At 67.1% G+C, this 22,172-nt stretch carries 22 protein-coding genes and 3 tRNA genes; 13 read left to right on the top strand and 12 right to left on the bottom strand.

Annotated features, from left to right (window positions below):
- Positions 1-77: 77 nt before the first annotated feature.
- The 5 genes from rsgA to GV792_RS21775 all read right to left on the bottom strand — a co-directional run bounded on the left by rsgA (position 78) and on the right by GV792_RS21775 (position 4,787).
- Positions 78-1,124 carry a ribosome small subunit-dependent GTPase A gene (gene rsgA, locus GV792_RS21795; protein ID WP_163826137.1) on the bottom strand — a complete coding sequence of 349 codons (1,047 nt, stop codon included), beginning with the start codon at positions 1,122-1,124 and terminating at the stop codon, positions 78-80.
- Positions 1,125-1,351: 227 nt separating this feature from the next.
- Positions 1,352-2,338: a galactofuranosyltransferase GlfT1 gene (gene glfT1, locus GV792_RS21790; protein ID WP_175584645.1), complete on the bottom strand. Its 987-nt coding sequence runs from the start codon at positions 2,336-2,338 to the stop codon at positions 1,352-1,354.
- Complete coding sequence (gene wzt, locus GV792_RS21785; protein WP_163826136.1) at positions 2,335-3,177, bottom strand: galactan export ABC transporter ATP-binding subunit Wzt/RfbE; 843 nt, start codon at positions 3,175-3,177, stop codon at positions 2,335-2,337. Before wzt ends, glfT1 begins: the two co-directional genes overlap by 4 nt.
- A gap of 14 nt (positions 3,178-3,191) precedes the next feature.
- Positions 3,192-4,016, bottom strand: coding sequence for a galactan export ABC transporter permease subunit Wzm/RfbD (gene wzm / locus GV792_RS21780; RefSeq protein WP_163826158.1), 825 nt, complete (start codon positions 4,014-4,016; stop codon positions 3,192-3,194).
- Positions 4,017-4,178: 162 nt separating this feature from the next.
- Entirely contained in the window at positions 4,179-4,787 is a 609-nt protein-coding gene (locus GV792_RS21775) for a bacterial proteasome activator family protein (RefSeq protein ID WP_175583136.1), read from the bottom strand.
- Positions 4,788-4,882: 95 nt separating this feature from the next.
- Between GV792_RS21775 and GV792_RS21770 the strand changes: the two genes are divergently transcribed.
- Positions 4,883-6,085: a cysteine desulfurase-like protein gene (locus tag GV792_RS21770; protein ID WP_163826135.1), complete on the top strand. Its 1,203-nt coding sequence runs from the start codon at positions 4,883-4,885 to the stop codon at positions 6,083-6,085.
- A 172-nt stretch (positions 6,086-6,257) separates the two neighbouring features.
- Here GV792_RS21770 and GV792_RS21765 read toward each other — a convergent pair whose 3' ends face one another.
- Positions 6,258-7,259 (bottom strand): NAD(P)H-quinone oxidoreductase, encoded by a 1,002-nt coding sequence (locus tag GV792_RS21765; protein ID WP_163826156.1) that lies wholly within the window; start codon positions 7,257-7,259, stop codon positions 6,258-6,260.
- 114 nt (positions 7,260-7,373) lie between these two features.
- On the opposite strand from GV792_RS21765, the gene GV792_RS21760 reads away from it, so the two are divergent.
- The 5 genes from GV792_RS21760 to GV792_RS21740 all read left to right on the top strand — a co-directional run bounded on the left by GV792_RS21760 (position 7,374) and on the right by GV792_RS21740 (position 10,888).
- Positions 7,374-8,549, top strand: a complete 1,176-nt coding sequence (locus tag GV792_RS21760) for a lactate 2-monooxygenase (RefSeq protein WP_163826134.1) — start codon at positions 7,374-7,376, stop codon at positions 8,547-8,549.
- A 138-nt stretch (positions 8,550-8,687) separates the two neighbouring features.
- Positions 8,688-9,098: a MarR family winged helix-turn-helix transcriptional regulator gene (locus GV792_RS21755; protein WP_163826155.1), complete on the top strand. Its 411-nt coding sequence runs from the start codon at positions 8,688-8,690 to the stop codon at positions 9,096-9,098.
- A gap of 33 nt (positions 9,099-9,131) precedes the next feature.
- Positions 9,132-9,216 (top strand) — tRNA-Ser (locus GV792_RS21750).
- 134 nt (positions 9,217-9,350) lie between these two features.
- Positions 9,351-9,734: a hypothetical protein gene (locus GV792_RS21745; protein WP_256668525.1), complete on the top strand. Its 384-nt coding sequence runs from the start codon at positions 9,351-9,353 to the stop codon at positions 9,732-9,734.
- Between the two features lie 92 nt (positions 9,735-9,826).
- Positions 9,827-10,888 (top strand): alpha/beta hydrolase, encoded by a 1,062-nt coding sequence (locus GV792_RS21740; protein WP_163826133.1) that lies wholly within the window; start codon positions 9,827-9,829, stop codon positions 10,886-10,888.
- A gap of 14 nt (positions 10,889-10,902) precedes the next feature.
- On the opposite strand, the gene hisC is transcribed toward GV792_RS21740, so the two are convergent.
- On the bottom strand, positions 10,903-11,982 hold the full coding sequence (gene hisC, locus GV792_RS21735; protein ID WP_163826132.1) for a histidinol-phosphate transaminase: 1,080 nt from the start codon (positions 11,980-11,982) through the stop codon (positions 10,903-10,905).
- Positions 11,983-12,078: 96 nt separating this feature from the next.
- Between hisC and GV792_RS21730 the strand changes: the two genes are divergently transcribed.
- The 3 genes from GV792_RS21730 to GV792_RS21720 all read left to right on the top strand — a co-directional run bounded on the left by GV792_RS21730 (position 12,079) and on the right by GV792_RS21720 (position 13,110).
- Positions 12,079-12,819: a dienelactone hydrolase family protein gene (locus GV792_RS21730; RefSeq protein WP_163826131.1), complete on the top strand. Its 741-nt coding sequence runs from the start codon at positions 12,079-12,081 to the stop codon at positions 12,817-12,819.
- 91 nt (positions 12,820-12,910) lie between these two features.
- Positions 12,911-13,000 (top strand) — tRNA-Ser (locus GV792_RS21725).
- A 37-nt stretch (positions 13,001-13,037) separates the two neighbouring features.
- A tRNA-Arg gene (locus tag GV792_RS21720) sits at positions 13,038-13,110 on the top strand.
- Between the two features lie 187 nt (positions 13,111-13,297).
- Here GV792_RS21720 and GV792_RS21715 read toward each other — a convergent pair.
- Positions 13,298-14,272, bottom strand: coding sequence for a hypothetical protein (locus GV792_RS21715; protein ID WP_218581209.1), 975 nt, complete (start codon positions 14,270-14,272; stop codon positions 13,298-13,300).
- A gap of 237 nt (positions 14,273-14,509) precedes the next feature.
- Here GV792_RS21715 and GV792_RS21710 point away from each other — a divergent pair, with 237 nt between their 5' ends.
- From GV792_RS21710 to GV792_RS21700, 3 genes are all read left to right on the top strand, one after another.
- Positions 14,510-15,229: an alpha/beta fold hydrolase gene (locus tag GV792_RS21710; RefSeq protein ID WP_309138618.1), complete on the top strand. Its 720-nt coding sequence runs from the start codon at positions 14,510-14,512 to the stop codon at positions 15,227-15,229.
- Complete coding sequence (locus tag GV792_RS21705; protein ID WP_163826129.1) at positions 15,226-15,672, top strand: GbsR/MarR family transcriptional regulator; 447 nt, start codon at positions 15,226-15,228, stop codon at positions 15,670-15,672. The genes GV792_RS21710 and GV792_RS21705 overlap by 4 nt, the downstream gene beginning before the upstream one ends.
- Positions 15,673-15,745: 73 nt before the next feature.
- Positions 15,746-16,054, top strand: coding sequence for a hypothetical protein (locus GV792_RS21700; RefSeq protein ID WP_163826128.1), 309 nt, complete (start codon positions 15,746-15,748; stop codon positions 16,052-16,054).
- 67 nt (positions 16,055-16,121) lie between these two features.
- Here the strand turns inward: GV792_RS21700 and GV792_RS21695 are convergent, their stop codons facing one another.
- The 4 genes from GV792_RS21695 to GV792_RS21680 form a co-directional block, all read right to left on the bottom strand.
- The gene (locus GV792_RS21695) at positions 16,122-16,832 is read right to left on the bottom strand and encodes a maleylpyruvate isomerase family mycothiol-dependent enzyme (protein ID WP_163826127.1); all 711 of its coding nucleotides are present in this window, start codon (positions 16,830-16,832) and stop codon (positions 16,122-16,124) included.
- Positions 16,833-16,897: 65 nt separating this feature from the next.
- The gene (gene hutG, locus GV792_RS21690; protein ID WP_163826126.1) at positions 16,898-17,812 is read right to left on the bottom strand and encodes a formimidoylglutamase; all 915 of its coding nucleotides are present in this window, start codon (positions 17,810-17,812) and stop codon (positions 16,898-16,900) included.
- Positions 17,813-17,822: 10 nt separating this feature from the next.
- Positions 17,823-18,998, bottom strand: coding sequence for an imidazolonepropionase (gene hutI, locus GV792_RS21685; RefSeq protein WP_163826125.1), 1,176 nt, complete (start codon positions 18,996-18,998; stop codon positions 17,823-17,825).
- Between the two features lie 9 nt (positions 18,999-19,007).
- Positions 19,008-20,444: a purine-cytosine permease family protein gene (locus GV792_RS21680; protein ID WP_163826124.1), complete on the bottom strand. Its 1,437-nt coding sequence runs from the start codon at positions 20,442-20,444 to the stop codon at positions 19,008-19,010.
- A gap of 290 nt (positions 20,445-20,734) precedes the next feature.
- On the opposite strand from GV792_RS21680, the gene GV792_RS21675 reads away from it, so the two are divergent.
- Entirely contained in the window at positions 20,735-22,138 is a 1,404-nt protein-coding gene (locus tag GV792_RS21675) for an amino acid permease (RefSeq protein WP_163826123.1), read from the top strand.
- Positions 22,139-22,172: the final 34 nt, after the last annotated feature.

Raw genomic sequence — 22,172 nt, 5'->3', positions numbered from 1 at the left:
CGCCACAGGCCGGCTGAAGCGGCTGGCCGACGGCAACGGGGGCCACCGGTTGCCCGATGGCCCGCCGCGTGCCCTTGTCAGCGCCGCTGGTTCTTCTCGCGGAACATCCGGCGGTGCTGTTTGGTGATATCGCGCCACGCCTTCTCGCGTTCGGCGCGCAGACGTTTGTCCGTGCGGGCGGCCATCCAATCGTTCTCGCGGGCGAGCTTTCGGTAGTTGTCGAAGCGGCGCTCGGTGAGTTCGCCGCTATCGATGGCGGCACGGACCGCGCAACCGGGCTCGCCACCGTGCGCGCAATCATTGAATCGGCAGTCGGCGGCGAGGGATTCGATATCGCTGAAGGCGCGTTCGATGCCTTCGGTCGCGTCCCAGATCCCGACGCCGCGCAGGCCCGGCGTATCGATCAACGTGCCGCCGCCGGGCAATGGGCGCAGCTCACGGTGCACCGTGGTGTGCTTGCCCTTCTTGTCGACTGCGCGAACATCATTGGTGGCGAAGACCTCAGCGCCGAGCAGGGCATTGGCGAGCGTGGACTTGCCCGCGCCGGACGGTCCGATCAACGCCACGGTGCCGTCGAGCAGAGCGGTGAGCACATCGAGGCCGTATCCGGCGGTGGCGCTGACCGCGATCACCGTGGCGCCCGGCGCGACGGCACTGACTTGGTCCAGCGGAAGATGGTCGGCCGCATCGGCTTTGGTGAGCACGACGACTGGTTGCGCTCCGGACTCCCAGGCGAGGGCGAGCATGCGCTCGATCCGGCCGAGGTCGACGTCGCCGTCGGCCGCGGTGCAGACCAGCACCGTATCGACATTGGCGGCGAGCACCTGCCCGTGCGAATCGCGTGACGCCGTTGAGCGCACGATCGCCGAGCGCCTCGGCAGCATCCGCCGCACGTGCATGGTCTCGTCGATGAGCACCCAGTCACCGGTGCAGAGACCGCTGACCTCGGAATCCGAGCGCGGGCACGTCGCCCGACCGGGTCCGGTGGGTGTCGCGACATCGCATTCGCCACGATCCATCCGAATCACCCGTGCGGGCACGCAATCGGTGTCGAGCAGTGCGGCATATTCGAGCCGGACGCGTTCGGTCCAGCCATAGGGAACCAACAGGTCGTTATCGACCATGGTGAGAGAACCTCCGTGGGGACGCCGAGCCCCGATCGGAGCTCAGCGAGTTGAGTACGAGATGGAGTTCGATCCGGTGGCGTGCACCTGCACCGCCGACCCGGACACGACACACCGCGCGACATTCACCACGAACTCCACCTCCTCGTTCACCTCGAAGTTTCCTCGACTCTCACAGACGCGCCGATCCGGCGCAACCGATTTTCGCCCGAGCGGGCGCGCGCAACCTACTCCGGTTTCCCGAACTGCTCATGCCGGCCCAAGCTGCGCAGATGGAACCATTCGCGCAGACCGGCCGGGTCGCGGCGGGTGACGAGGAAGAACCAGGAGAAGCGGATCCATTCCTGGGGGAGGAGCTTGCGCATGCCGGGCTGGGACATGAGGTAGCCACGGTTTCGGTAGGTGAAGTAGCGCTTGACCGGGTCGTCCGGGTACTGGGTGTGCATGCGGCCGCCGAGAATCGGCTTGAACTCCGCGGCGCCGTTGGGATGCAGGTAGGCGGTTTGCAGGCAGGTGCCGAACGGGAGGCCGGAGCGCACAAGTCGGCGGTGCACCTCCACCTCGTCGCCGCGGACGAACAAGCGCAGATCGGGCACACCGATGACGTCGATCGCGGTGGCGGAGATGAGCGCACCGTTGAACAGCGACGCGATACCGGGCAGGAAGTCCTCGTCGCCGAGTTCCGAACGCAGCCGCCGCCAGACAACGCCGCGCCGCAGCGGGAATGCCAGCCGGTCGGGTTCGTCGATATCGCAGACCACCGGCGAGACCTCGACCAGGCCGTGCCTGCCCGCGCAGTCCAGCAGCGTGGCCAGCACTTCGGGGCCTTCGGGCCTGCCGTCGTCATCGGCCAGCCACACCCAGTCGGCACCGAGGCTCAGTGCGTGCAGGATGCCGAGCGCGAACCCGCCCGCTCCGCCCAGGTTATGGGCCGAGCCCAGGTAGGTGGTTTCCAGTGGCTGGTCGCGGACCAGATCGGCGACCTCCGGCTCATTGCCGTTGTCGACGACGATCAGATGGTCGACCGGACGCGACTGGGAGGCGAGCACCTTCAGCGATTCGGTCAGCAGTTCGCGCCGCTTGTGCGTGACGACGACGGCGACGATGCGCGCGGTCGCGCCGGTGTCGACCGCCACCTGCTCGGCGGAAGCCGCTGACTCGACCGGGGACGCCCCGGCAGCGATCGGGGTGTTCGGCCCGGTCGGCTCACTCATGTCTGGTTCGGCTCCAGTTCTCGTTCGGCGTCACCGGCAGCCTTCTCGGCTTCCAATTCGGCAAGGACGGTCGCGACGTGATTACCCGCCTCGGGGCCTTCGTACGCCCGCACCACTTCCTCGATGCCGCCGTGCAACCGGACCTGGCCGTGATCGATCCACAGGGCCGAATCACAGAGCTGGGCGAGGAATTCGTTGGAATGGCTGGCGAAGACCAGGATGCCGGATCGGGCCACCAATTTCTGGAGGCGCAGCCGGGCTTTTTTCATGAATTCGGCGTCGACGGCTCCGATGCCCTCGTCGAGCAACAGGATTTCCGGATCGATCGAGGTGACCACGCCCATCGCGAGGCGCACGCGCATACCGGTGGAGTACGTGCGCAGCGGCATGGACAGGTATTCGCCGAGCTCGGTGAAGTCGGCGATCTCATCGATCTTGGCCATCATCTGCTTGCGGGTCTGCCCGAGGAACAGTCCGCGGATGATGATGTTCTCGTAGCCGGAGATCTCCGGGTCCATGCCGACACCGAGATCGAAGACCGGCGCCACCCGGCCGCGAATCCTGGCGCTGCCACGCGAGGGTTCGTAGATGCCCGACAGCAGCCGAAGCAGGGTGGATTTGCCGGCGCCGTTGTGTCCGACCAGGCCGATCCGGTCACCCTCTTTCAGTGAGAGGGTGATGTCACGCAGGGCTTCGACCACCACGACGTCGGACTGATTACGTCCGATGGCGCCGCCGGCCTTACCGAGGAAGGCCTTCTTCAGTGACCGCGATTTCGCGTCGAAGATGGGGAACTCCACCCACGCATTGCGGGTTTCGATGCTCACATGATCTGTCATCGCTGCATCGACTCCTATACCCAGTACGGGACGCGCGAACGGAACTTCTTCAGGGCGAGTACGGCGGCGACCCAGCCGACGACGGTGATCGCGCCGACGATCACCCAGTGATAGAGCTGCTGGTCGTCACCGAGCAGCGGTGCGCGCACGATTTCCAGGTAGTGGAAGGTCGGCACGATTTCGGCCAGCTTGGCCCGATCGGCCACCTCGCCGCCCTGTTCCTGCAGGCTCTTCGTGTTCCACATGACCGGGGTCAGCACGAACAGCATCAGGGTCATGCTGCCGAGGATCGGGGCGATATCGCGGTACCTGGTGCTGAATATGCCGAACAGGATCGATACCCACATGGAGTTCGCGAAGATCAACAACAAGGCCGGTATCGCGAAAACGACCGTCCAATGCAGGTTCTGCCATACCCCGAACGCGATCAGAACGACGAAATAGATCGCGAAGTTGTGCGCGAAGAACAAGAACTGCCGCCACACGAGGCGATACACATGCACGCTCAACGCCGAGGGCAATTGTTTGATCAGCCCCTCGTTGGCGATGAACACATCGGAGCCTTCGAGGATGCTGGCCTGGATCACGTTCCACACGATCAACCCGACCGCCACATACGGCAGGTACTCCCGCAGCGGCTGCCCGAGCAGCGCCGCGTAGAGAATGCCGATGGCGGTGGCCTGCACTCCGGTGGCGATGGTGATCCAGAACGGGCCGAGCACCGAGCGCCGGTAACGCTGCTTGATGTCCTGCCAGCCCAGCGATAGCCACAACTCGCGCTGGCCGAAGCCGTCGTGCATGTCCCGCCACGCGCGGGCGAAGGACTGCGAGTCCGACATCAGCGGCTCGGCAGGCTCGACGGGCGCGGTGACGATGGGTTCGGAGGTCTGTTCGTTACTCACTTCAGAAACCGAGTCGGGGCGAGCGGCAGCGGCGGGCACGGTGCTCGACACTACTCGGCCGATACGTTCCGGGCCCGGCCAGCACTATTTGTCCTGCGGTTACAGGTACTGGCCGGTGCCGCCGATGGTCTGGCCGTGCTGGCCACCACGGGGGTCGCTCGCGTGCACACCGGGCGGCAGCGCGCCCTGGCGCATCTGCTCGAGCTGCGCCCGCGCGGCCATCTGCTGGGCGAACAGCGCGGTCTGAATACCGTGGAACAAGCCCTCCAACCAGCCGACGAGCTGGGCCTGGGCGATGCGCAGCTCGGCATCCGATGGCACGGACTCATCGGTCAACGGCAGCGTGAGCCGCTCGAGCTCCTCACGCAGTTCCGGTGCCAGCCCCTGCTCCAGCTCACGGATCGAGGACTTGTGGATCTCACGCAGGCGGGCGCGGCTTGCATCGTCGAGCGGTGCCGCACGGACCTCCTCGAGCAGCTGCTTGATCATGGTGCCGATGCGCATGACCTTTGCCGGCTGCTCGACCATGTCGGCCAGTGATTCGCCGGAGTCGTCGCGGTCGTCGGAGTCGTTGGGTTTGCCGTCGTCGTCGGAGACCACCTGGGCGGTGAAAGGCGCGTCCGAACCCTTACCGCCGGGTAGCAGCAGGGGGCGTCCTTCGGGTCCGATTACGACAACGGGATCCGATGCGTCATCCGAGTGCGTCATGGTCTCCATCATGTCGCGTCGGCGGCGAACGTGCTAAAGGCGGTGGCTGTGGGGAGGGTTACGCGGCCTCGCCCGCTGCCCTTAGAGTGGCCAGCATGACTTACGACGTCGCACGGGTTCGGGGCCTGATACCGTCCCTGGGCGACGGCTGGATCCATCTCGACCCGCAAGCGGGCATGCTGGTTCCGGATTCGGTATCCCGGGCCGTATCAACAGGTTTCCGTACGTCGTCGTTTTCCCACGTCGGCCGCCATGGCTCAGCCAAGCGCGCAGCCGCGATTCTGGACTCGGCGCGCGAGGCGGTGGCAGACCTGGTCGGCGGTGATCCCGCCGGCGTAGTGCTCGGACCGGATCGTGCGGTACTGCTGGCCTGGCTGGCCGAATCGCTGAGCTCGCGTCTCGGGCTCGGTACCGGGATCGTGCTGTCGCGCCTGGATGACGAGGCCAATGTCGCCCCCTGGCTGCGCATCGCCAACCGCTACGGCGCGCATGTGCGCTGGGCCGAGGTCGAGATCGAGACCTGCGAGATGCCGTCCTGGCAGTTCGAGGAGCTGATCGGGCCCACTGCGCGTCTGGTCGCACTGACCGCCGCATCACCGATCGTCGGTTCGGCGCCCGCGGTGCGGGTTGCCGCGGACCGGGTCCATGAGGTGGGTGGACTGTTGGTGGCCGACGCGTTCGGCGCCGCGCCATACGCCCTGATCGATATCGAGGAACTCAACGCCGACGTGGTCGCGCTGAGCGCGCCGTCGTGGGGTGGGCCGCAGATCGGTGCGCTGGTGTTCCGCGACCCGGCGTTTCTGGACCGCATCCCGTCGATGTCGCTCAACCCGTATGCCAAGGGTGCGGAGCGGCTAGAGGTCGGCGGGCACCAGTATTCGCTGCTCGCCGGGCTGACCACCTCGATCGACTATCTGGCGAGCCTGGACGAACGCGCCACCGGCACTCGCCGTGAGCGCCTGGAAATCTCCATCACCTCGCTGCAGGACTATCACGACCAGCTGTTCGAGCATCTGATGGACACCCTGGACAAGATCGACAACCTCACCGTCATCGGCCGTGCCTCCACCCGTATCCCGACCGTCAGCTTCACCATGGTCGGGCTGCAGGCGGAGAAGATCGCCGCAAAGCTCGCCGACAATCGCATCGTCGTACTCAGCGGCACGCACGGCGGCAGCCGGCTGCTCGATGCGCTCGGTGTCAACGATGAGGGTGGTGCGGTGACCGTCGGCCTTGCGCCCTACACGACGAGGTTCGAGATCGACCAGCTCGGTCGCGCGTTGTCGGCGTTGGACTGAGTAGCGCGCAACCGGGTTCACCCCGGCTCTGCACCCCCGCCGACCGAATGCCGGCGCCACAACACGAGTCGATCCCGTCGGCGACTACCTGTGCGCGTAGGCCGGCGATCTGCGAGGTCCGGCCGGTCTGGTCGGGTGCGGTGCGGACCGGCGAGCGATAGCTCCGTGCGACTCAGTAGTCGCCGATGTGCAGCACGACCTTGCCGACCGTGTCGGCGGAGTCGAGCAATGCGTGTGCGTCACCGACCTCGTTGATCGGCAGTTCGGCGTGGATCACCGGAACCACCGCTCCCTCCGTGACCAGCGGCCACACATGCTCGCGGACCTCGGCGATGATCTCGGCCTTGCTGCCGACCCCGTTCGCCGGACGCCCGCGCAGGTTCGTCGCGCGGACCGCGGCACGCTTCCCCAGCAGCGCCGCGAGATTCAGCTCGGCGTTGACCCCGCCCTGCAACCCGATGACGACCAGCTGTCCGTAGGTGGCCAGCGCTTCCACATTGCGCGCGAGGTAGGCGGCGCCCATATTGTCGAGAATGATGTCCGCCCCTGGTCCACCGCTGCCCTGTTCGGCACGGATGACGGCGACGAAGTCTTCCTCGCGATAGTTGATCAGGATGTCGGCGCCCAGCTCACGGCACCGTTCCAGCTTGCCCGCCGAACCCGCCGTCACCGCGACCCGGGCGCCGAGCCGCTTGGCCACCTGGATCGCATGCGTGCCGATACCGCTACCACCGCCATGGATCAGCACCAGCTGTCCCGCGTGTAGTCCGGCGGTCATCACGAGGTTCGACCAGACCGTGGCCGCGACCTCGGGCAATCCCGCGGCCGCGCCCAGATCGAGCCCGTCCGGTATGGGAAGCAGCTGGCCCGCCGGTGCGACGGCGCGTTCGGCGTAGCCGCCGCCGGACAGCAGTGCACACACCCGATCACCCACCGACCAGCCGCGCACGCCATCACCGACAGCAGCGATCACGCCCGAACACTCCAGCCCGGGGACCTCACTCGCACCCGGCGGCGGCGGATAGTGGCCTTTACGCTGCATGACGTCGGCCCGGTTCACTCCGGCGGCGGCAACGTCGATGAGTACCTCACCGGGCCCGGCCTGCGGATCGGGCGTCTCGGCCCACTCCATCACCTCGGGGCCGCCGAACCCGTTCAACCTGATCGCACGCACACGCCCCATATTGCCCGACCACTTCGGGCTACCACCGGACCATCGCGGCAACGTCGCGGTGGGATTCGGGTGTGTGGGCGCGGTCACGGGGCGCAGGGGCTAGCGTCTTCGAGCGTGAGCAGCTTCATCGACTTTCAGAATGAGATCTACTTTCGCGGTCTCGGCGGCGAGGTGCCCGAACTGCCGATGACGGCGGACGGGCTCGAGGCGCGCGCCGAGGAGCTGCTCGGCGCAGAGGCCTTCGCCTACGTCGCGGGTAGCGCGTCGGGGGAGCGGACGGCGCAGGCCAACCGCGCGGCCTTCGACCGGTACCGGATCGTCCCGCGCATGCTGCGCGGCACCACCGGCTACGGCACCCGCGATCTGTCGGTCGAGGTGCTCGGCACCAAACTGGCTGCACCGGTGCTGACCGCACCGGTCGGCGTGCTGGAGCTGCTGCAGGAGCGCGGGGAGACGGTGGTCGGCGAGGTCACCAAGGAGCTCGGGGTTGGCATGGTGCTGTCCACGGCGGCATCGTCGACCATCGAGGAAGTCGGTGCGGTCTCCGGCGAATGGTGGTACCAGCTGTACTGGCCGGCCGACAACGATCTGGCCCGCTCGTTCGTCCAGCGTGCGGAGAAGGCGGGCGCCAAGGCGATCGTCGTCACCGTCGACACCCCGTCGCTCGGCTGGCGTCCCCGTGATCTGGAATTGGCGCATCTGCCGTTCCTGCAGGGTAAGGGCATCGCCAACTACCTATCCGATCCGGTGTTCCGCGCCAAGCTACCCGCGCCGCCCGAGGACAGCGAGGACGCGATGCGCACCGCGATCCTCACCTGGGCCGGGCTCTTCGGCAACCACACGCTGCGTCCGGCGGATATCGCGCACGTGCGGGAATGGACCGATCTGCCGATCGCGGTGAAGGGCATCCTGCATCCCGACGATGCCAGGCAGGTGGTGGACGCCGGCGCCGACGCGGTGGTGGTCAGCAATCACGGCGGTCGTCAGGTCGATGGCTCCATCGCGGCCCTTGACGCGCTACCCGCCGTCGTCGCGAGTGTCGGCGATCGGGCCGATGTGCTTTTCGATTCCGGTATCCGCACGGGCTCCGACATGCTCATCGCCTTGGCGCTCGGCGCGAAAGCGGTGTTCTATGGGCGCCCATGGGCCTACGGCCTCGGCATCGCGGGCCATGACGGCGTGCGTCATGCGTTGCGTCTGCTGCTCGCCGACTTCGATTCGGCGATGGGTCTGTCGGGCCACGCGAAGGTCGGTGATCTCTCGCGCGATCTGCTCGCCACCCCGCGCTGACCGCGAAAGGGGTAACCGGCCGGTAACTTCGCTGGTCGGACGACATAGAATACCGACGTGCCTACCAAACCAAGCGGTCGCGTTTCCGCTGAGCCGGAGTGGTTGACCCCGGCTCAGCAGAACGCGTGGCGGGCGTTCATGGACGGCCATCTCCGCCTGATGACCACGTTGAACCGGCAGTTGCAGCGCGACAACGATCTGAGCCTGGCCGAATACCGCATCCTCGTGCTGCTGTCCGAGGCACCGGGGCGGTCGCTGCGCATGAGCGAACTCGCCGACGGCGTGCTGTCCTCCCGCAGTCGCCTCACCCATCAGATCCGCCGGATGGAGACGCAGGGGCTGGTGCGCCGCAATACCTGTCTAGAGGACGGGCGCGGGGTCCTCGCCGAACTCACCGACGCCGGGGTCAGCATGTTGTCCGAAGCCGCGCCCGGCCATGTCGAGGCCGTCCGTAAGGGTTTCATCGACCTGCTCACCCCCGAGCAGCTCGACGTCATCGCCGACGTGTTCTCCCGCATCGACCTCGAGGCTCTCTCGGACGGCCGCTGAGCCATCGGCCGGATCGGTTACGATCGTTGGCCTGGAGACGTGGCAGAGCGGCCGAATGCACTCGCCTTGAAAGCGAGCGTCGTGAGAGCGACCGGGGGTTCAAATCCCTCCGTCTCCGCAACGAACCGCCGCCGTCGGCCGGATCTCTCCGGCCGCGGCGGGCGTCGTCGCCTCGATACCGATCACATCCCAGCCTGATGACACGCCCGGATTATCGAGTGTGTCGTGCGGGCCGGGTGTTTCAATGCCGCTATGACGTGGACCACCATCGCTAGATCCCTGACCTTGTTGGCCGTGGGTACCGCGGCCGGTCTCACCCTCGCCGCCGCACCGGCCCAGGCGAGCGACGCCGACCCACTGGACTGCGGCGGTGTGCCGTACGCCCAAGGCGTGGCCGACCGCCACAGCGCCGCCCGCGGTGTACCGGTGGTGCCGGTGTGCATGAACAACAAGGTCTACGTCGGGATCCCGCTGGCGGTCTCGCCGCTGGCGAATATCACCCTGCCCGGCACCACCACCGTCTGCCTGGTGGAACGCGAAACCGTCGAGGCTGCTGCCCGATTCGAATGGCGCCGGGATCAGCATGTGGTGCCGATGTGTATCGCCAACCGTGCCTACGGCGTCTACGAGCCCTGAGTTCGGCCGAATATCGAGCTGACAGGATGAATCCGCGCCGCGCCCGACTCGCGCCGCCGGAGCCTCGTCGGCGCGTCTGGCAGGATGGCTGCATGCTGTCTCGGCGTGGCCCGCGGCGCTGGCTGTCCGGCGCATTGGTGAGCGCCGCACTGCTGATCGGTGCGGTGGCGACCGGTGCCCCCCTGACAACGGCGGCGCCCGTCGAGGAACAAGGCACCGGATCCTCCGACGGCCCTGGCATGGCCGAGCAGACCAGGCCCATGTCCGCACGCCCCACGATCAGCGGGATCAGCGAGATCACCGATCGCAGGCTGCGCGTCTACGTCGATTCGCCCGCCATGAGCCGCACCGTCGAAGTGCAGGTGCTGCTGCCGCGCGATCGCAGCGCTCCTCGGCCGACGGTCTACATGCTGGACGGTCGTAGCGCCGTCGAGGACAGCAACAACTGGATCGAACGTGGCCGGGCGATGGAGTTCTACGAGGACAAGAACGTCAACGTCGTGCTGACCGTCGGTGGTCCGGCCAGCTACTACACCGATTGGCAGCACCCCGATCCCGTGCTCGGCACGAACATGTGGGAGACGTTCCTCACCAAGGAACTACCGCCGCTGATCGACGCCAGATTCGACGGTAACGGCCGTAACGCCCTCATGGGGGTGTCGATGGGCGCCGAGGGCGCCATGATGCTCGCCGTGCGCGAACCGCAGCTCTACAGCGCCATCGCCGCGCACAGCGGCTGCTACACCAGCGGATCCGACCTCGGTCAGGCGCAGGTCCGCGCCGTGATCGCCACGTACAAGGGCGATCCGGACAATATGTTCGGCCGCCCCGACGACCCGGCGTGGCTCGCGCACGACGTCACCAGCCAGGCGGAAGCGTTGCGCGGCAAGGCCATCTACCTCTCATCGGGTAGCGGTATCCCCGGCACATACGACCACCCCGGTAATCCGGAATGGCTGACCGCCATCGGCTTCGGCAGCCCGCTCGAGGCGGGCACCAGTGCCTGCACCCGACGCCTCGTCGATCGGCTGAACGCCCTCGGCATCGCGCACACTGCGAATTTCCGGTCCACCGGCACCCATTCCTGGCCGTACTGGGCCGACGAGCTGGTCAGCTCCTGGCCGACCATCGCACGCGGACTCGGGATCTCCTGACGGGCTCGGGGAGGTCAGCCCGTGAAGCGGGCGGCGACCGCCGGATCGGTGGCGAAGTTCAGGAACAGGTCGTTCTCGTGTGGGTCGCCGGCGGTGACACGCACGCCGTCACCGGCGAACGGTCGCACCAGCACACCCGCTTCCGCGCTCGCCTCCGCGAACGGGACACTGTGCTCGTCCAGCGCCAGCCAGACGAAGTTCGCCTCACTCGGCGGCACCCGGTAGCCGGCGGCGACCAGCGCGGCCCGCACTCGGTCGCGCTCGGCGATCAGCGGCTCGGTGCGGTCGAGTAGTTCGTGGCGCGCCTCCAGCGAGGCGACCGCGGCGGCCTGGGCGACCCGGTTGACGCTGAACGGGATATGCACCTTCAGGAGCGCGGTGATCACCTCTGGCGCGCCGACCGCATAGCCTGCCCGCAATCCGGCCAGACCGTAGGCCTTCGAGAAGGTACGCAGGACAACGACATTGGGGCGATTCCGGCCGAGCTCGACCCCGTCGGGGCGATCCTGCGGTGTCAGCCGCATGTACTCGTAGTAGGCCTCGTCCAGGACGACGAGCACGTTGTCCGGGACGGAATCGAGAAAGCCGGTCAGTGCCTCGCGGCCGACGGCGGTGCCGGTCGGATTGTTCGGGTTGCAGATGAAGATCATCTTCGTCCGGTCGGTGACCGCGGCGGCGATGGCGTCCAGATCGTGCACCAGCTCCGGGTCGAGCGGCACCGGCACGGCCGTGGCATTGCCCACCTGGGTGACGATCGGATACGCCTCGAACGAGCGCCACGCGTACACCACCTCGTCCTCGGGCGAGGAACAGGTGATCTGCACCAGCTCCTGGCACAGCGCGACACTGCCGCAGCCCACCGCGACGTTCGCCGGCGAGACGCCGAGGAACTCCGCGAGCGCGGCCCGCAACTCCGTCACCTGATTGTCCGGATAGCGGCTCGACAGCTCCGCAGCCTCCGTGATGGCCTTCAGCGCGGCGGGCAGCGGGCCGAAGGTGGTCTCGTTGCTGGCGAGCTTGACCGCACCGGGATGGTTGCGGCCGGGGACGTACGCCGGAATGGAATCGAGGTCCGGCCGAATCTGCGCGGTCACCCCCCAACCATATGCCCGGCCCAGGAATTTTCGTGCGCGAGGGCCTCTCACGTGCAATTTCTCCCCAAGATCAGAATTCGGTCCTAGGCTGGATTCATGTCGGGCACTTATGACGATTTAGCGCCGCTGCGCGTCGGGGACGACATGGCAACCGAGGGTGAGCCCGAGCCGGATCAGCGCCCGGCCGCACACCGGCAGGTGCCCATCACGGTGGTCGAACCCGAAGGCAATGCCCGCGGCGGCATCGTGTTGCTGCACGAGTCCGGTGAGTTCACCGGACCGTTGCTGGAGCTCATGCGGGCGCTGGCCGCCGAGGGCTGGACGGTGGTCGCCCCCAACCTGTTCCACCGCGCCACCGACACCCCGTCGACGGGGGTGTTCGGCGACGAGCTCTTCGAGGATTTCGACGCCTGCTTCGACTGGCTGACCCGGCACGGGGTGTTCCCGGACTGCATCGGCGCACTCGGGTTCGATACCGCGGGCACCGCGGCCTTCCTCGTCGCGACCAACCGCCCCATCGGCGCCGCCGTCAGCGTCGCGGCCCCTGGCATCGTCAGCCCGCTCACCGGCAAGGCCGAGGCCCTGGTGCAGATCGCCCCGAGCCTGCAGGCGCCGTGGCTTGGCCTGTTCGGTGACACCGATCCCACCACCCCGCCCACGGAGGTCGAGCAACTGCGCGACGCCGCCGCCCGCGCGTCGGTGGCCAGTCTGGTGATCAGCTACCCGGGCCTGTTGCACCGCGCCGACAAACCCGGCGACGACGACGAGGACGAGCGCGACGATCTCGTCGACGCCCAAACCAGGATCTTCGACTGGTTCGACAGCAATTTACGCTAACTACCAGCCGTTTTGCACTCTGTGGATCGCCTACTGTAACCTTGCTGCTCGGCGGTTCGAAAGGACCGGTGCCCTCGAAGAGAAGGCTCCAGGAGGCGTGCCAGAGCGGCCGAATGGGACTCACTGCTAATGAGTTGTCCCTTCACGGGGACCGGAGGTTCAAATCCTCTCGCCTCCGCCAAGCCCGGGAAACCGGGTGAACAACTGAACACAGGCAAGCGCCCGTAGCTCAACGGATAGAGCATCTGACTACGGATCAGAAGGTTAGGGGTTCGAATCCCTTCGGGCGCACAGAAATCGGCCCTTGAACTGCACCAGCAGATCAGGGGCCGATTCGTGTTCGAGGTCGGTCGCGCCAGAAGGATCACCGTGGGGCCGCACCGCGCAGGCCGGTGTCGCGCTCCTCTGCCGCCAGCTCCCGGCTGCGACAGTTCCATGCCAGGCCCCGGCGACGCGGACATCGTCGTGGACGAACAGATCAGTCGGACCCGGCCGGTGCCGCATCCCGCGGCAGCATCGTCAGGTTCTCTCGGAACCCCGGCGTCTGGACCGCCTGGCGGATGCGGGCAAGGGTGTCACGATTGCCGATGGCAGGCCACAATGCGGCGAGCTCGGCGTCGCGCCGGTGCACGGCCGCCTTGCCCGCGGCCGGGCCTATGGCGACGAGACGGTCGACGACCCGGTCGAGCAGGGGGTGATCGCGTTGCGGACAGGGGTCGGTGACCGACCTGATGGCGGCGGACAGCAGGACCAGTTGGTCGAGCTCGGGCAGAACCCCGGCGGCGTGGCCGTCGACCACACGCTGTAGGTCCTCGACCAGCCCGCCCGCCGGAGCTGGATTCCAACCCTCGCGGCCTGCGACACCCGCGACCAACAGCTTCGCGAGTTCGGCCAGGTCCTCACGTTCACGAGCGATCGCGTAATGCCGCCACTCAGCGAAGAAGCCTGTGGCGTCGCCGCGCACAGCGAGCTCGGCGCCGATGTCGCGGTAAGCGCGCCAGCGGTATTCGTCCTCGAGTTCTGCTGCCGAGGCCCGGGCGCCGGCCAGATCCCCGGCAGCGAGGCGGTTCAGTACGAGCTGCCGGCGATAGCCGCACCAGGTGGGCAAGAAAGGGGCGAGGTCCTCCACGTCGTCGGCGGCCAGTGCCCCCACGGCGATCAACGCACAGGCCGCGTCGTCGAAATCGAAAAGCGCACGGCGCGGTCGACCGAGCACGCGGACCGTCTCCCGATAACTTTCGACCGGCCCCAAAGCCCGGGTGACCGTCCGCGGCCCATCCCCGTCAGGCGGCAGCCGGACCTCGAGCTCGCGGAGAACGTGATCTCGGATGGGGGCAATGGCGGCGGGTACCGGGTACGGCGGCCGAACCGCCGCCGCCCGTTCGGCGGCCGTGGTCGATGCGGTGAGACCGGCGATGAGAAGGTCGGCCAGCGGGATGCGCGGACTCGTCACAGCGACATCCTCCACGGCCGCCGAGGGTCGCGCAGTGTGCAAGGCGCTACGGGGTTCTCGACGGAGGCTTGCCGCGTGATCTTCCCGCCGCTCGTTCAGGCGCCGAGCGGCATCGGGGTTCGGCGACTCAGCGGCATATTCGGCTATATTCAGAATATTGTGAATATGACACAGACATTAGAGCTTCCGGGGTGTGCGATCCGACATCGCGACAGTGGTGGGGCGGGGTGGCCGGTGGTGTTCACCCATGGAGCCGGGGTCGACTCCGCCATGTTCGACGAACAGCTGGATGAGGTTCGACGAGCTGGGCTGCGGGCGATCGGTTGGGATATGCGCGGACACGGCCGGTCGCGCCCGAACAGCGGTGGGTTCAGTGCGGAGCGGGCGCTGGCGGATCTCACCGCGCTGATCGAGCACTGCGGCCTGGAGCGGCCGGTGCTGGTCGGGCATTCGCTGGGCGGAAATCTGAGTCAGGTCGCGGTGTACCGGGAGCCGCAGCGTTATTCGGGACTGGTCGTCATCGACTCGACCTGGAACCACGGGCCGCTGAGTGCGTGGGAGCGCGGCCTGTTGCGGATGGCCGCACCGATGTTGCGGCTGATACCGGCGCGATCGCTGCCATCGATGATGGCCGACGCGTCCGCCGTGACGCCTGCCGGACGCGCGTACGCTGCCGACGCCTTCACCCGGATCGGCAAGGTCGAATTCATCGAGGTCTGGCGAGCCACCGCGAGTCTGGTCGACCCGGAGCCCGAATATCGGACCCCGCTTCCGCTGTGCCTGATCCGCGGCGCTCTCGATCGCACTGGCAACATCGCCTCGGCGATGCCACGGTGGGCCGCGGCCGAGGGGATCCGCGAACATGTCATCGCCGACGCGGGCCACCTCGCCCCGTTGGACGCGCCGGCCTCGGTCACCGCGGTGCTGCTCGAGTTCCTGCGCGAGATCCGATCATGAGCGCCGACGAGCGAGAAGAGTTCGCCCAGCAGGTCGGCGACCTGTTCGCCTCCTGGAACCTCGCCAGGGCCACCGGTCGCGTCTACGGCAGGCTGCTGCTCGAATCCGAACCGGTCGGCCTCGACTACCTCGGCGTGGTCGCCGACGCCAGCAAGGGGGCGGTGAGCACGGCTGTCCGTGAGTTGGTGTCCTGGGGCCTGGCCCGCACCATCGCGCAACCCGGCAGTCGTCGCCTACTCGTCGAAGCGCGCGGCGGTCTGGAGAACCTGCTCGCGGCCAGCCAGCAGCGCGCGCGCCGTTTCGTCGAGGTCCTCCGTCATGGCGCCGAACTCACCGACGATCCGCCGGCTCGGGCACGTCTGGCCGACGTCACCGACCTGTTCGAACGTTACGTCGACGCCGGAGATCAGATCCTCCGGGCACGCCCGAGCGGCGACAGCTGACACCCTCCAGCGGTGGGGATGGCCGGTCCGCGGCTTGTAGCATCGGCGCGTGAAACTTGGAATGGTCTCCTGCATGGGTGCTCTCACTATCATCGCCGCGTCCGTGGCGGCACCTGCCGCGTCCGCCTTTCCCGCCGGCCTTCCCACCGGTTCCTTCGGCGGAGGTGACGGCCGCGAAGTAGTGATGATCGACGGCACGATGGAGCTGAGCAACCTCGACCAGTGCTGGGCCAGCGGCTTCCCGCGTGAGATCGAGGTCGAGAACCGCAGCTCGCGCAACTTTCTGCTGTTCGCCTCCAACGACTGCACCGGCGCCCCCGTCGCGAACGTAGCCCCCCACAGCCGCCTCACCCACCACGGCTGGTCCGCCAAGGCCGCCTGACACCGCTCGCGAGGGTACCTGGCTGCTGGGTCTTCTCGACAATTGCCGCAACCAGGTCCCACTCGCTCTACTTCCAGTCGGGGAGCGGCGGGAGAGGTTGGGGGAGTGAGTCGGGGGTGTTGCGGCCGAGGAGCCATACGAGAGTGTCGGCAGCGGGGGCTGTGATGGTGTGGGTGGGAGTGCCTTCGCCGATGGTGGTGGTGAAGTCGGGGGTGATGATGTCGAACGGTTCTGTGGCGGACTTGCTCAAGCTCGCTGCGGCCTCGGGGAGCAGTCGGGTGACGAAGGCGCTGGGCCAGTCGGTGTGGGTGTAGTCGGCGCCCAGGTCGACGTGGTGGATTTCGACCTCCTGCCAGCGCATCCAGACGATCTCGGTCGCGGGGACAGGGCGGCCCTGCCGGGTGCGTACCTCGGCTTCCCACTGCTCGGGGGTGAGGGTGCGGGCGAGGCCCACGAAACGCTGCGCCGACTCCACGAAATCGGTGCGCTGCTCGGCGAGGGGCCGTGGGGCGCCTTCCTGGATGTCGGATTCGCGCAGGAAAGCGCTTGCGTACTGCGGGGTTTCGATTCCGGTGCGCGCCCACAGCAGCAGATTGACCAGGCTGTCGGCATTTCGGGACAGGTGCGCAAGCACGTGCCCGCGGGTCCAGCCGGGCAGCAGGGACGGCTCGGTGAGAGCGGCGTCGTCCAGAGAATCGATCGTGGCGAGCAGACGCTGCGTCGATTCGGTGACAGTATCGAGCAGCCGCATGGCCGCTTCGTGAGATTCGCTGGTCACGGCTCGACATTAGTTCGCGGCCGTCGGCTCGACTGGCTATTGGTCCGACGGCTGCCTTCGCGCGTTCAGCTCAACGGCATATGCCGGGTGCCGATGCGGTGGATCAATCGCGCTGCCGTTCGTGCGGTTCGGTTATCGATATCGAGCCCCGGATTCAGCTCGGCCACATCCACGACAGCGAGCTTGCCGCTCGCGGTGACGTGGTCGCAGACGGCTTGGATCGTCGGGAGGGGGATCCCGAAGGCCGCGGGAGCGCTGACGCCCGGCGCGACAGAGGCGGGCAGGACGTCCAGATCGATGGTGAGGTACACGAGGTCGACCTCGGCGAGGAAGCCGTCTACGAAGGTGAGTGCGGCCGCCTGATCGCAATCGTCGTCGAGTAGGTAGCGCACGTCGAACTTCGCGGCGGTGTCGAAGAGGGCGGCGGTATTGCTCGGCTGACTGATGCCGAGCACGGCGTACCGCACACCGCCGTCCGCTTCGAGGATCTGCCGAAACGGAGTGCCGGAACTGGGGACCGGGTCGGCGCGGAGATCGAAATGGGCGTCGAGGTTGAGGATTCCGACCCGGGTGCTAGAAGTGCGCAGCGCGGACCGGGCAACGCCGAGGTAGGTGCCGTAGGCGATTTCATGGCCGCCACCGAGGACGATCGGGAAATGCCCGGCGTCCAATAGCTCTGCGACAGTGGCGCCGAGCTCGCGCTGACCCTCGTCGAGCGCGTCGACAACTGTGACGTTGCCCGCGTCGAAGGCGCGGTGTGGTTCGGTCAGCGCCATGGGTGCCAGTGCCTGACGCAGCGCATCGGGTCCGGCTGCCGCGCCGACGCGTCCCTTGTTGCGTCGCACCCCCTCGTCACTGGCGAAACCGATGAACACACACGCGCCCGGCTCGACACCGGACTCGTACGGTTCGACGACCTGATGCCAGCGCAGGTGTTCGGGGGCGGTGCCATCGGTGCGGCCAGTCCAGCGTGGTTGCATCGTGTGCTCCTCAGTTCGCGTGGGCGAGCGTGCCTTCGCGCCACACTCGGCTGATCAACGGGACGCCGGGCCGGTAGGCCAGGTGCAGGTGGGATGGCGCGTCGAGCGCGAGTGCGTCCGCGCGGGCGCCGGGCGTCAGCGCGCCGATGTCGGTGCGTTGCAGGGCACGGGCGCCGCCGGCGGTGGCGGCCCAGACGGCCTCGTCCGGTGTCATGCGCATATCGCGCACCGCGATGGCGATACAGAACGGCAGGCTGGTCGTATAGCTGGTGCCGGGGTTGCAGTCGGCGCCAAGCGCCACCGTCACACCCGCATCGAGCAGTGCGCGAGCGTCGGGATAGCTGCTGCGGGTGCAGAAGTCCGCGCCGGGCAGCAGGGTGGCGACGGTGTCGCTCTGGGCGAGGGCGTCGATATCGGCGGCGTTCACGTGCGTCACATGGTCGACCGATGCCGCCCCGAGCTCCACCGCGAGCTGTACACCCGGCCCCTGCCGCAGCTGGTTTCCGTGCACCCGCGGAATCAGTCCGTGCGCGATTCCGGCGGTGAGCACGGCGTGCGCCTGGTCGCGGTCGAAGGCGCCCTGCTCGCAGAATACGTCGATCCATTTGGCGTGCGGAGCGCACTTCGGGATCATCTCCGCGACCACCATCGCCACATAGTCGTCGGCGCGGCCCGCGTACTCGGGCGGTGGCACATGCGCGGCCAGCAGCGTCACCTCGTCGGTGTGGCGTCCTGCCACCTGGACACTGCGCAGTTCGTCGGCGACCGACTGCCCGTAGCCGGATTTGCATTCGACGGTCGTGCTGCCCGCCCGCAACGATTCGTCGAGCAGCCTGCGCACATTCGCCCCGAGCTGCTCATCGGTGGCGGCCCTTGTGGCCGCGATGGTGGTACGGATTCCGCCCGCTGCGTACTTCTGCCCGGACATCCGCGCCGCGAACTCCTCGGCCCGGTCCCCGGCGAACACCAGGTGCGAGTGGGATTCCACGAATCCGGGCAGTACGGCGCGCCCGTCAAGGGAGTGCTGCGTATCGGCGGCCGGAGCGGCGGCCGAATCGCCGACCCAGGCGACGGCGCCGTCTTCGAAGACGACGGCGGCGTCACGGCGCAGGCCGAGCGGCCCTTCGCCGAGGGCGGGATCGTTGGTGACGAGGACGCCGATATCGGTCAGTGCGGTGGTTGCCATGCATGACTCCTAGATACGGGTGTCGACCATCGCGGTGTGCGACGGGTAGATCATCTGCGCGGGTGGGTTGTTGGTGCGTTTGGCGACCGGGTAGTAGATCGCGGCCGTGAATACGATGCCGACGATCCATGAGATGTCGGCGCCGCCGAGCATGTCGGTGATCGGGCCGGTGTAGAGCTTCTGCGCCAGGAACGGGATCTGCGCGACCACGCCGAGGGCGTAGCAGGCCAGCGCGGGTACGTTCCATGCGCCGTAGCGGCCCGCCGGGTCGTAGAGCGCGGGCAGATCGATGCGTTCTTTGGAGATCAGGTAGTAGTCGATCAGGTTGATCGCGCTCCACGGCGTGAACACCATGAGCAGCACAAGGACGAAGTTCTTGAAGTTCTCCAGGAAGTCTGCGCTCGCGGCGATCGCGATCAACATCGACACCCCGACGAACCCGAGGATGTACAGGCTGCGGGCGACCGTGGAGATGTGCGAGCGCCCGTTGAACGCGGTGACGCTGGTGAGCACTGACATGAAACCGCCGTAGGCGTTGAGTACGTTGACCGTCAGTTTGCCGACCACGATCACCAGATAGATCAGGAAGGCGATGACGGCGGGCCCGGCGAGCTCGCCGAGGAACCCGACCTGGTTGCCGAGGAACGCGTCACCGGCGACCGCCGCGACCAGCGCACCGAAGGTCATCGACCATTGCGAGCCGATGACGCTGCCGAGGAAGGTCGACCAGAAGGTGGTGCGTTCGCTGGTGCTGCGCGGCAGGTATCGGGAGTAGTCGGCGACGTAGGGGCCGAAGGTCAGCTGCCAGCCTGCGCCGAGGGAGATGGCCAGCAGGAAGGTCACCGGGTCGAATCCGATGATGCCGACGAAGTCGCCGACGTTGTATTCGGCGAACAACCGGATCGCCAGGTAGGTGAAGCCGAGGATCCCGAGGACGGTGGCGATGCGGCCGACCACGTGGATCAGCCGATACCCGGTGATGGCGACGAACGCGGTGAGCGCGCCGAAGATGAGGATTCCGACGGTCGGGTTGTCGATCCCGAGCATCTTGTCGACTGCCTGCCCGGCCAGCACGGTGCCGGTGGCGGCGAATCCCAGGTACATCAGGATCACCAGCACCAGCGGAACCACTGCGCCTTTGACGCCGAATTGGGCACGGCTCGAGATCATCTGTGGCAGGCCCATCCGCGGGCCCTGTGCCGAATGCAGTGCCATGACCGCACCGCCGAAGACGTTGCCTATGAGTAGCCCTAGAATTGCCCAGAGCGCGTCGGCGCCGAAGACGACCGCGAGCGCACCGTCGACCACCGCGGTGATCTGCATATTCGCCCCGAACCACAGGGTGAACTGGCTGCGCGGTGTGCCATGCCGTTCGTTGTCCGGAACGACGTCGATGGTGCGGCGTTCGAGCCTGAGGATGTCCTCGGAGGTGCCGTCGTTGTTCATGAGCCTGACTTTCTGCGGCGTCGACATGAGTGGCGACCCGGCGGCGCGGTGGTTACCGCGCTGTGTGGTGGATCACGCCATGCCGAATATGTATAGGCCTGTATAGACAGGCTGTCAAGGGGCTGACGTGGCGGTTCGCCTGTCGTGGCCACCGCGGGCTCGCGCTGTACGGAATGTGGGCGTTGACATTCCTGTATAGACAGGTTTATACATGTAGGGCCAATGTGACGGGACACACAACCGCGGCCCAAACGCATCGGTTTCCGCCTGAACGATCTCGGGAGAATGGTTTGAACAAGACCGCCGAAGTGCTGACCCGTGGGCTCAACGCCCGGCACATACGTTTCATCGCGCTCGGATCGGCCATCGGGACCGGCCTGTTCTACGGCTCGGCCGAAGCGATCAATCGCGCAGGCCCGTCCGTGCTACTGGCCTACCTCATCGGCGGCGCCGCGATCTACATCGTGCTGCGCGCGCTGGGCGAGATGGCGGTGAGCAACCCGGTCTCCGGATCGTTCGGCGAGTACGCCAGCAAGCACCTCGGCCCGCTGGCCGGGTTCATGACCGGCTGGACCTACACCTTCGAGATGATCATCGTCTGCCTCGCCGACGTCACCGCGTTCGGCGTGTACATGGGCTTGTGGTTCCCGGACGTGCCCCGATGGATCTGGGTGCTGTCGATCATCTTCTTCATCGGCGCGATCAACCTGCTGCACGTCAAGGTGTTCGGCGAGGTCGAATTCTGGTTCAGCCTGGTCAAGATCGTCGCGATCGTGGCCATGATCGCCGGCGGTATCGCCATCCTGATCTTCGGTTTCGGTGTCCACGACACCAGCACCGGTGTCTCCCATCTGTGGGCTGACGGCGGGTTCTTCCCCGAAGGCTTCGGTGGTTTCGTCGCCTGCTTCGCGATCGTCATGTTCGCCTTCGGCGGTACCGAGATCATCGGTATCACCGCAGGTGAAGCCGAGAATCCGGAGCGCACGATCCCGCGCGCGATCAATACCGTCCCGGTTCGGATCATCCTGTTCTATGTGCTGACGCTGGCCGTCATCATGGCCATCAACCCGTGGCAGAGCATCAGCGGCGAAAGCAGCCCGTTCGTGCAGATCTTCCAAGGGCTCGGCATCGGCCCGGCCGCGACGGTGCTCAACATCGTGGTGATCACCGCGGCGCTGTCGGCCATCAACAGCGATATCTTCGGAGCGGGCCGGATGATGTTCGGTATGGCCCAGCGCGGCCAGGCACCCGCGGTGATGAAGCAGGTCTCCCGCAACGGCGTGCCCTGGATGACGGTGGTCATCATGACCGCCACGCTGCTGGTCGGCGTGCTGCTCAACTACCTGATCCCCGACAAGGTGTTCCTGGTCATCGCCTCGATCGCCACCTTCGCGACCATCTTCGTCTGGCTGATGATCCTGCTCTCGCACTACCGCTCGCGCCGCCGGATGAGCGCCGATGAGGTCGCGGAGCTGAAGTTCCCGGTGCCGTTCTGGCCCTACGGGCAGCTGATCACCATCGGGTTCCTGGTGTTCGTGATCGGTGTGATCGCCTTCGACACCGACAGCCGGGTCGCGCTGGTCGTCGGCGTGGTGTGGCTGGTGCTGCTGTTCATCGCGTATCGCCGCTGGGTGCGTCCGGAGCCCGAGCCGGAGGACGTCCCGGTCGCCGCACCGGTGACCGAGCGCGCCTGAGTTTTGTCCTACGACCTATTTCGGAACGGAGAAC

This window comes from Nocardia cyriacigeorgica, assembly GCF_010868145.1.
GTDB classification, from domain to species: Bacteria; Actinomycetota; Actinomycetes; order Mycobacteriales; family Mycobacteriaceae; genus Nocardia; species Nocardia cyriacigeorgica_D.
This window is presented reverse-complemented; position numbering and strand designations above follow the sequence as displayed.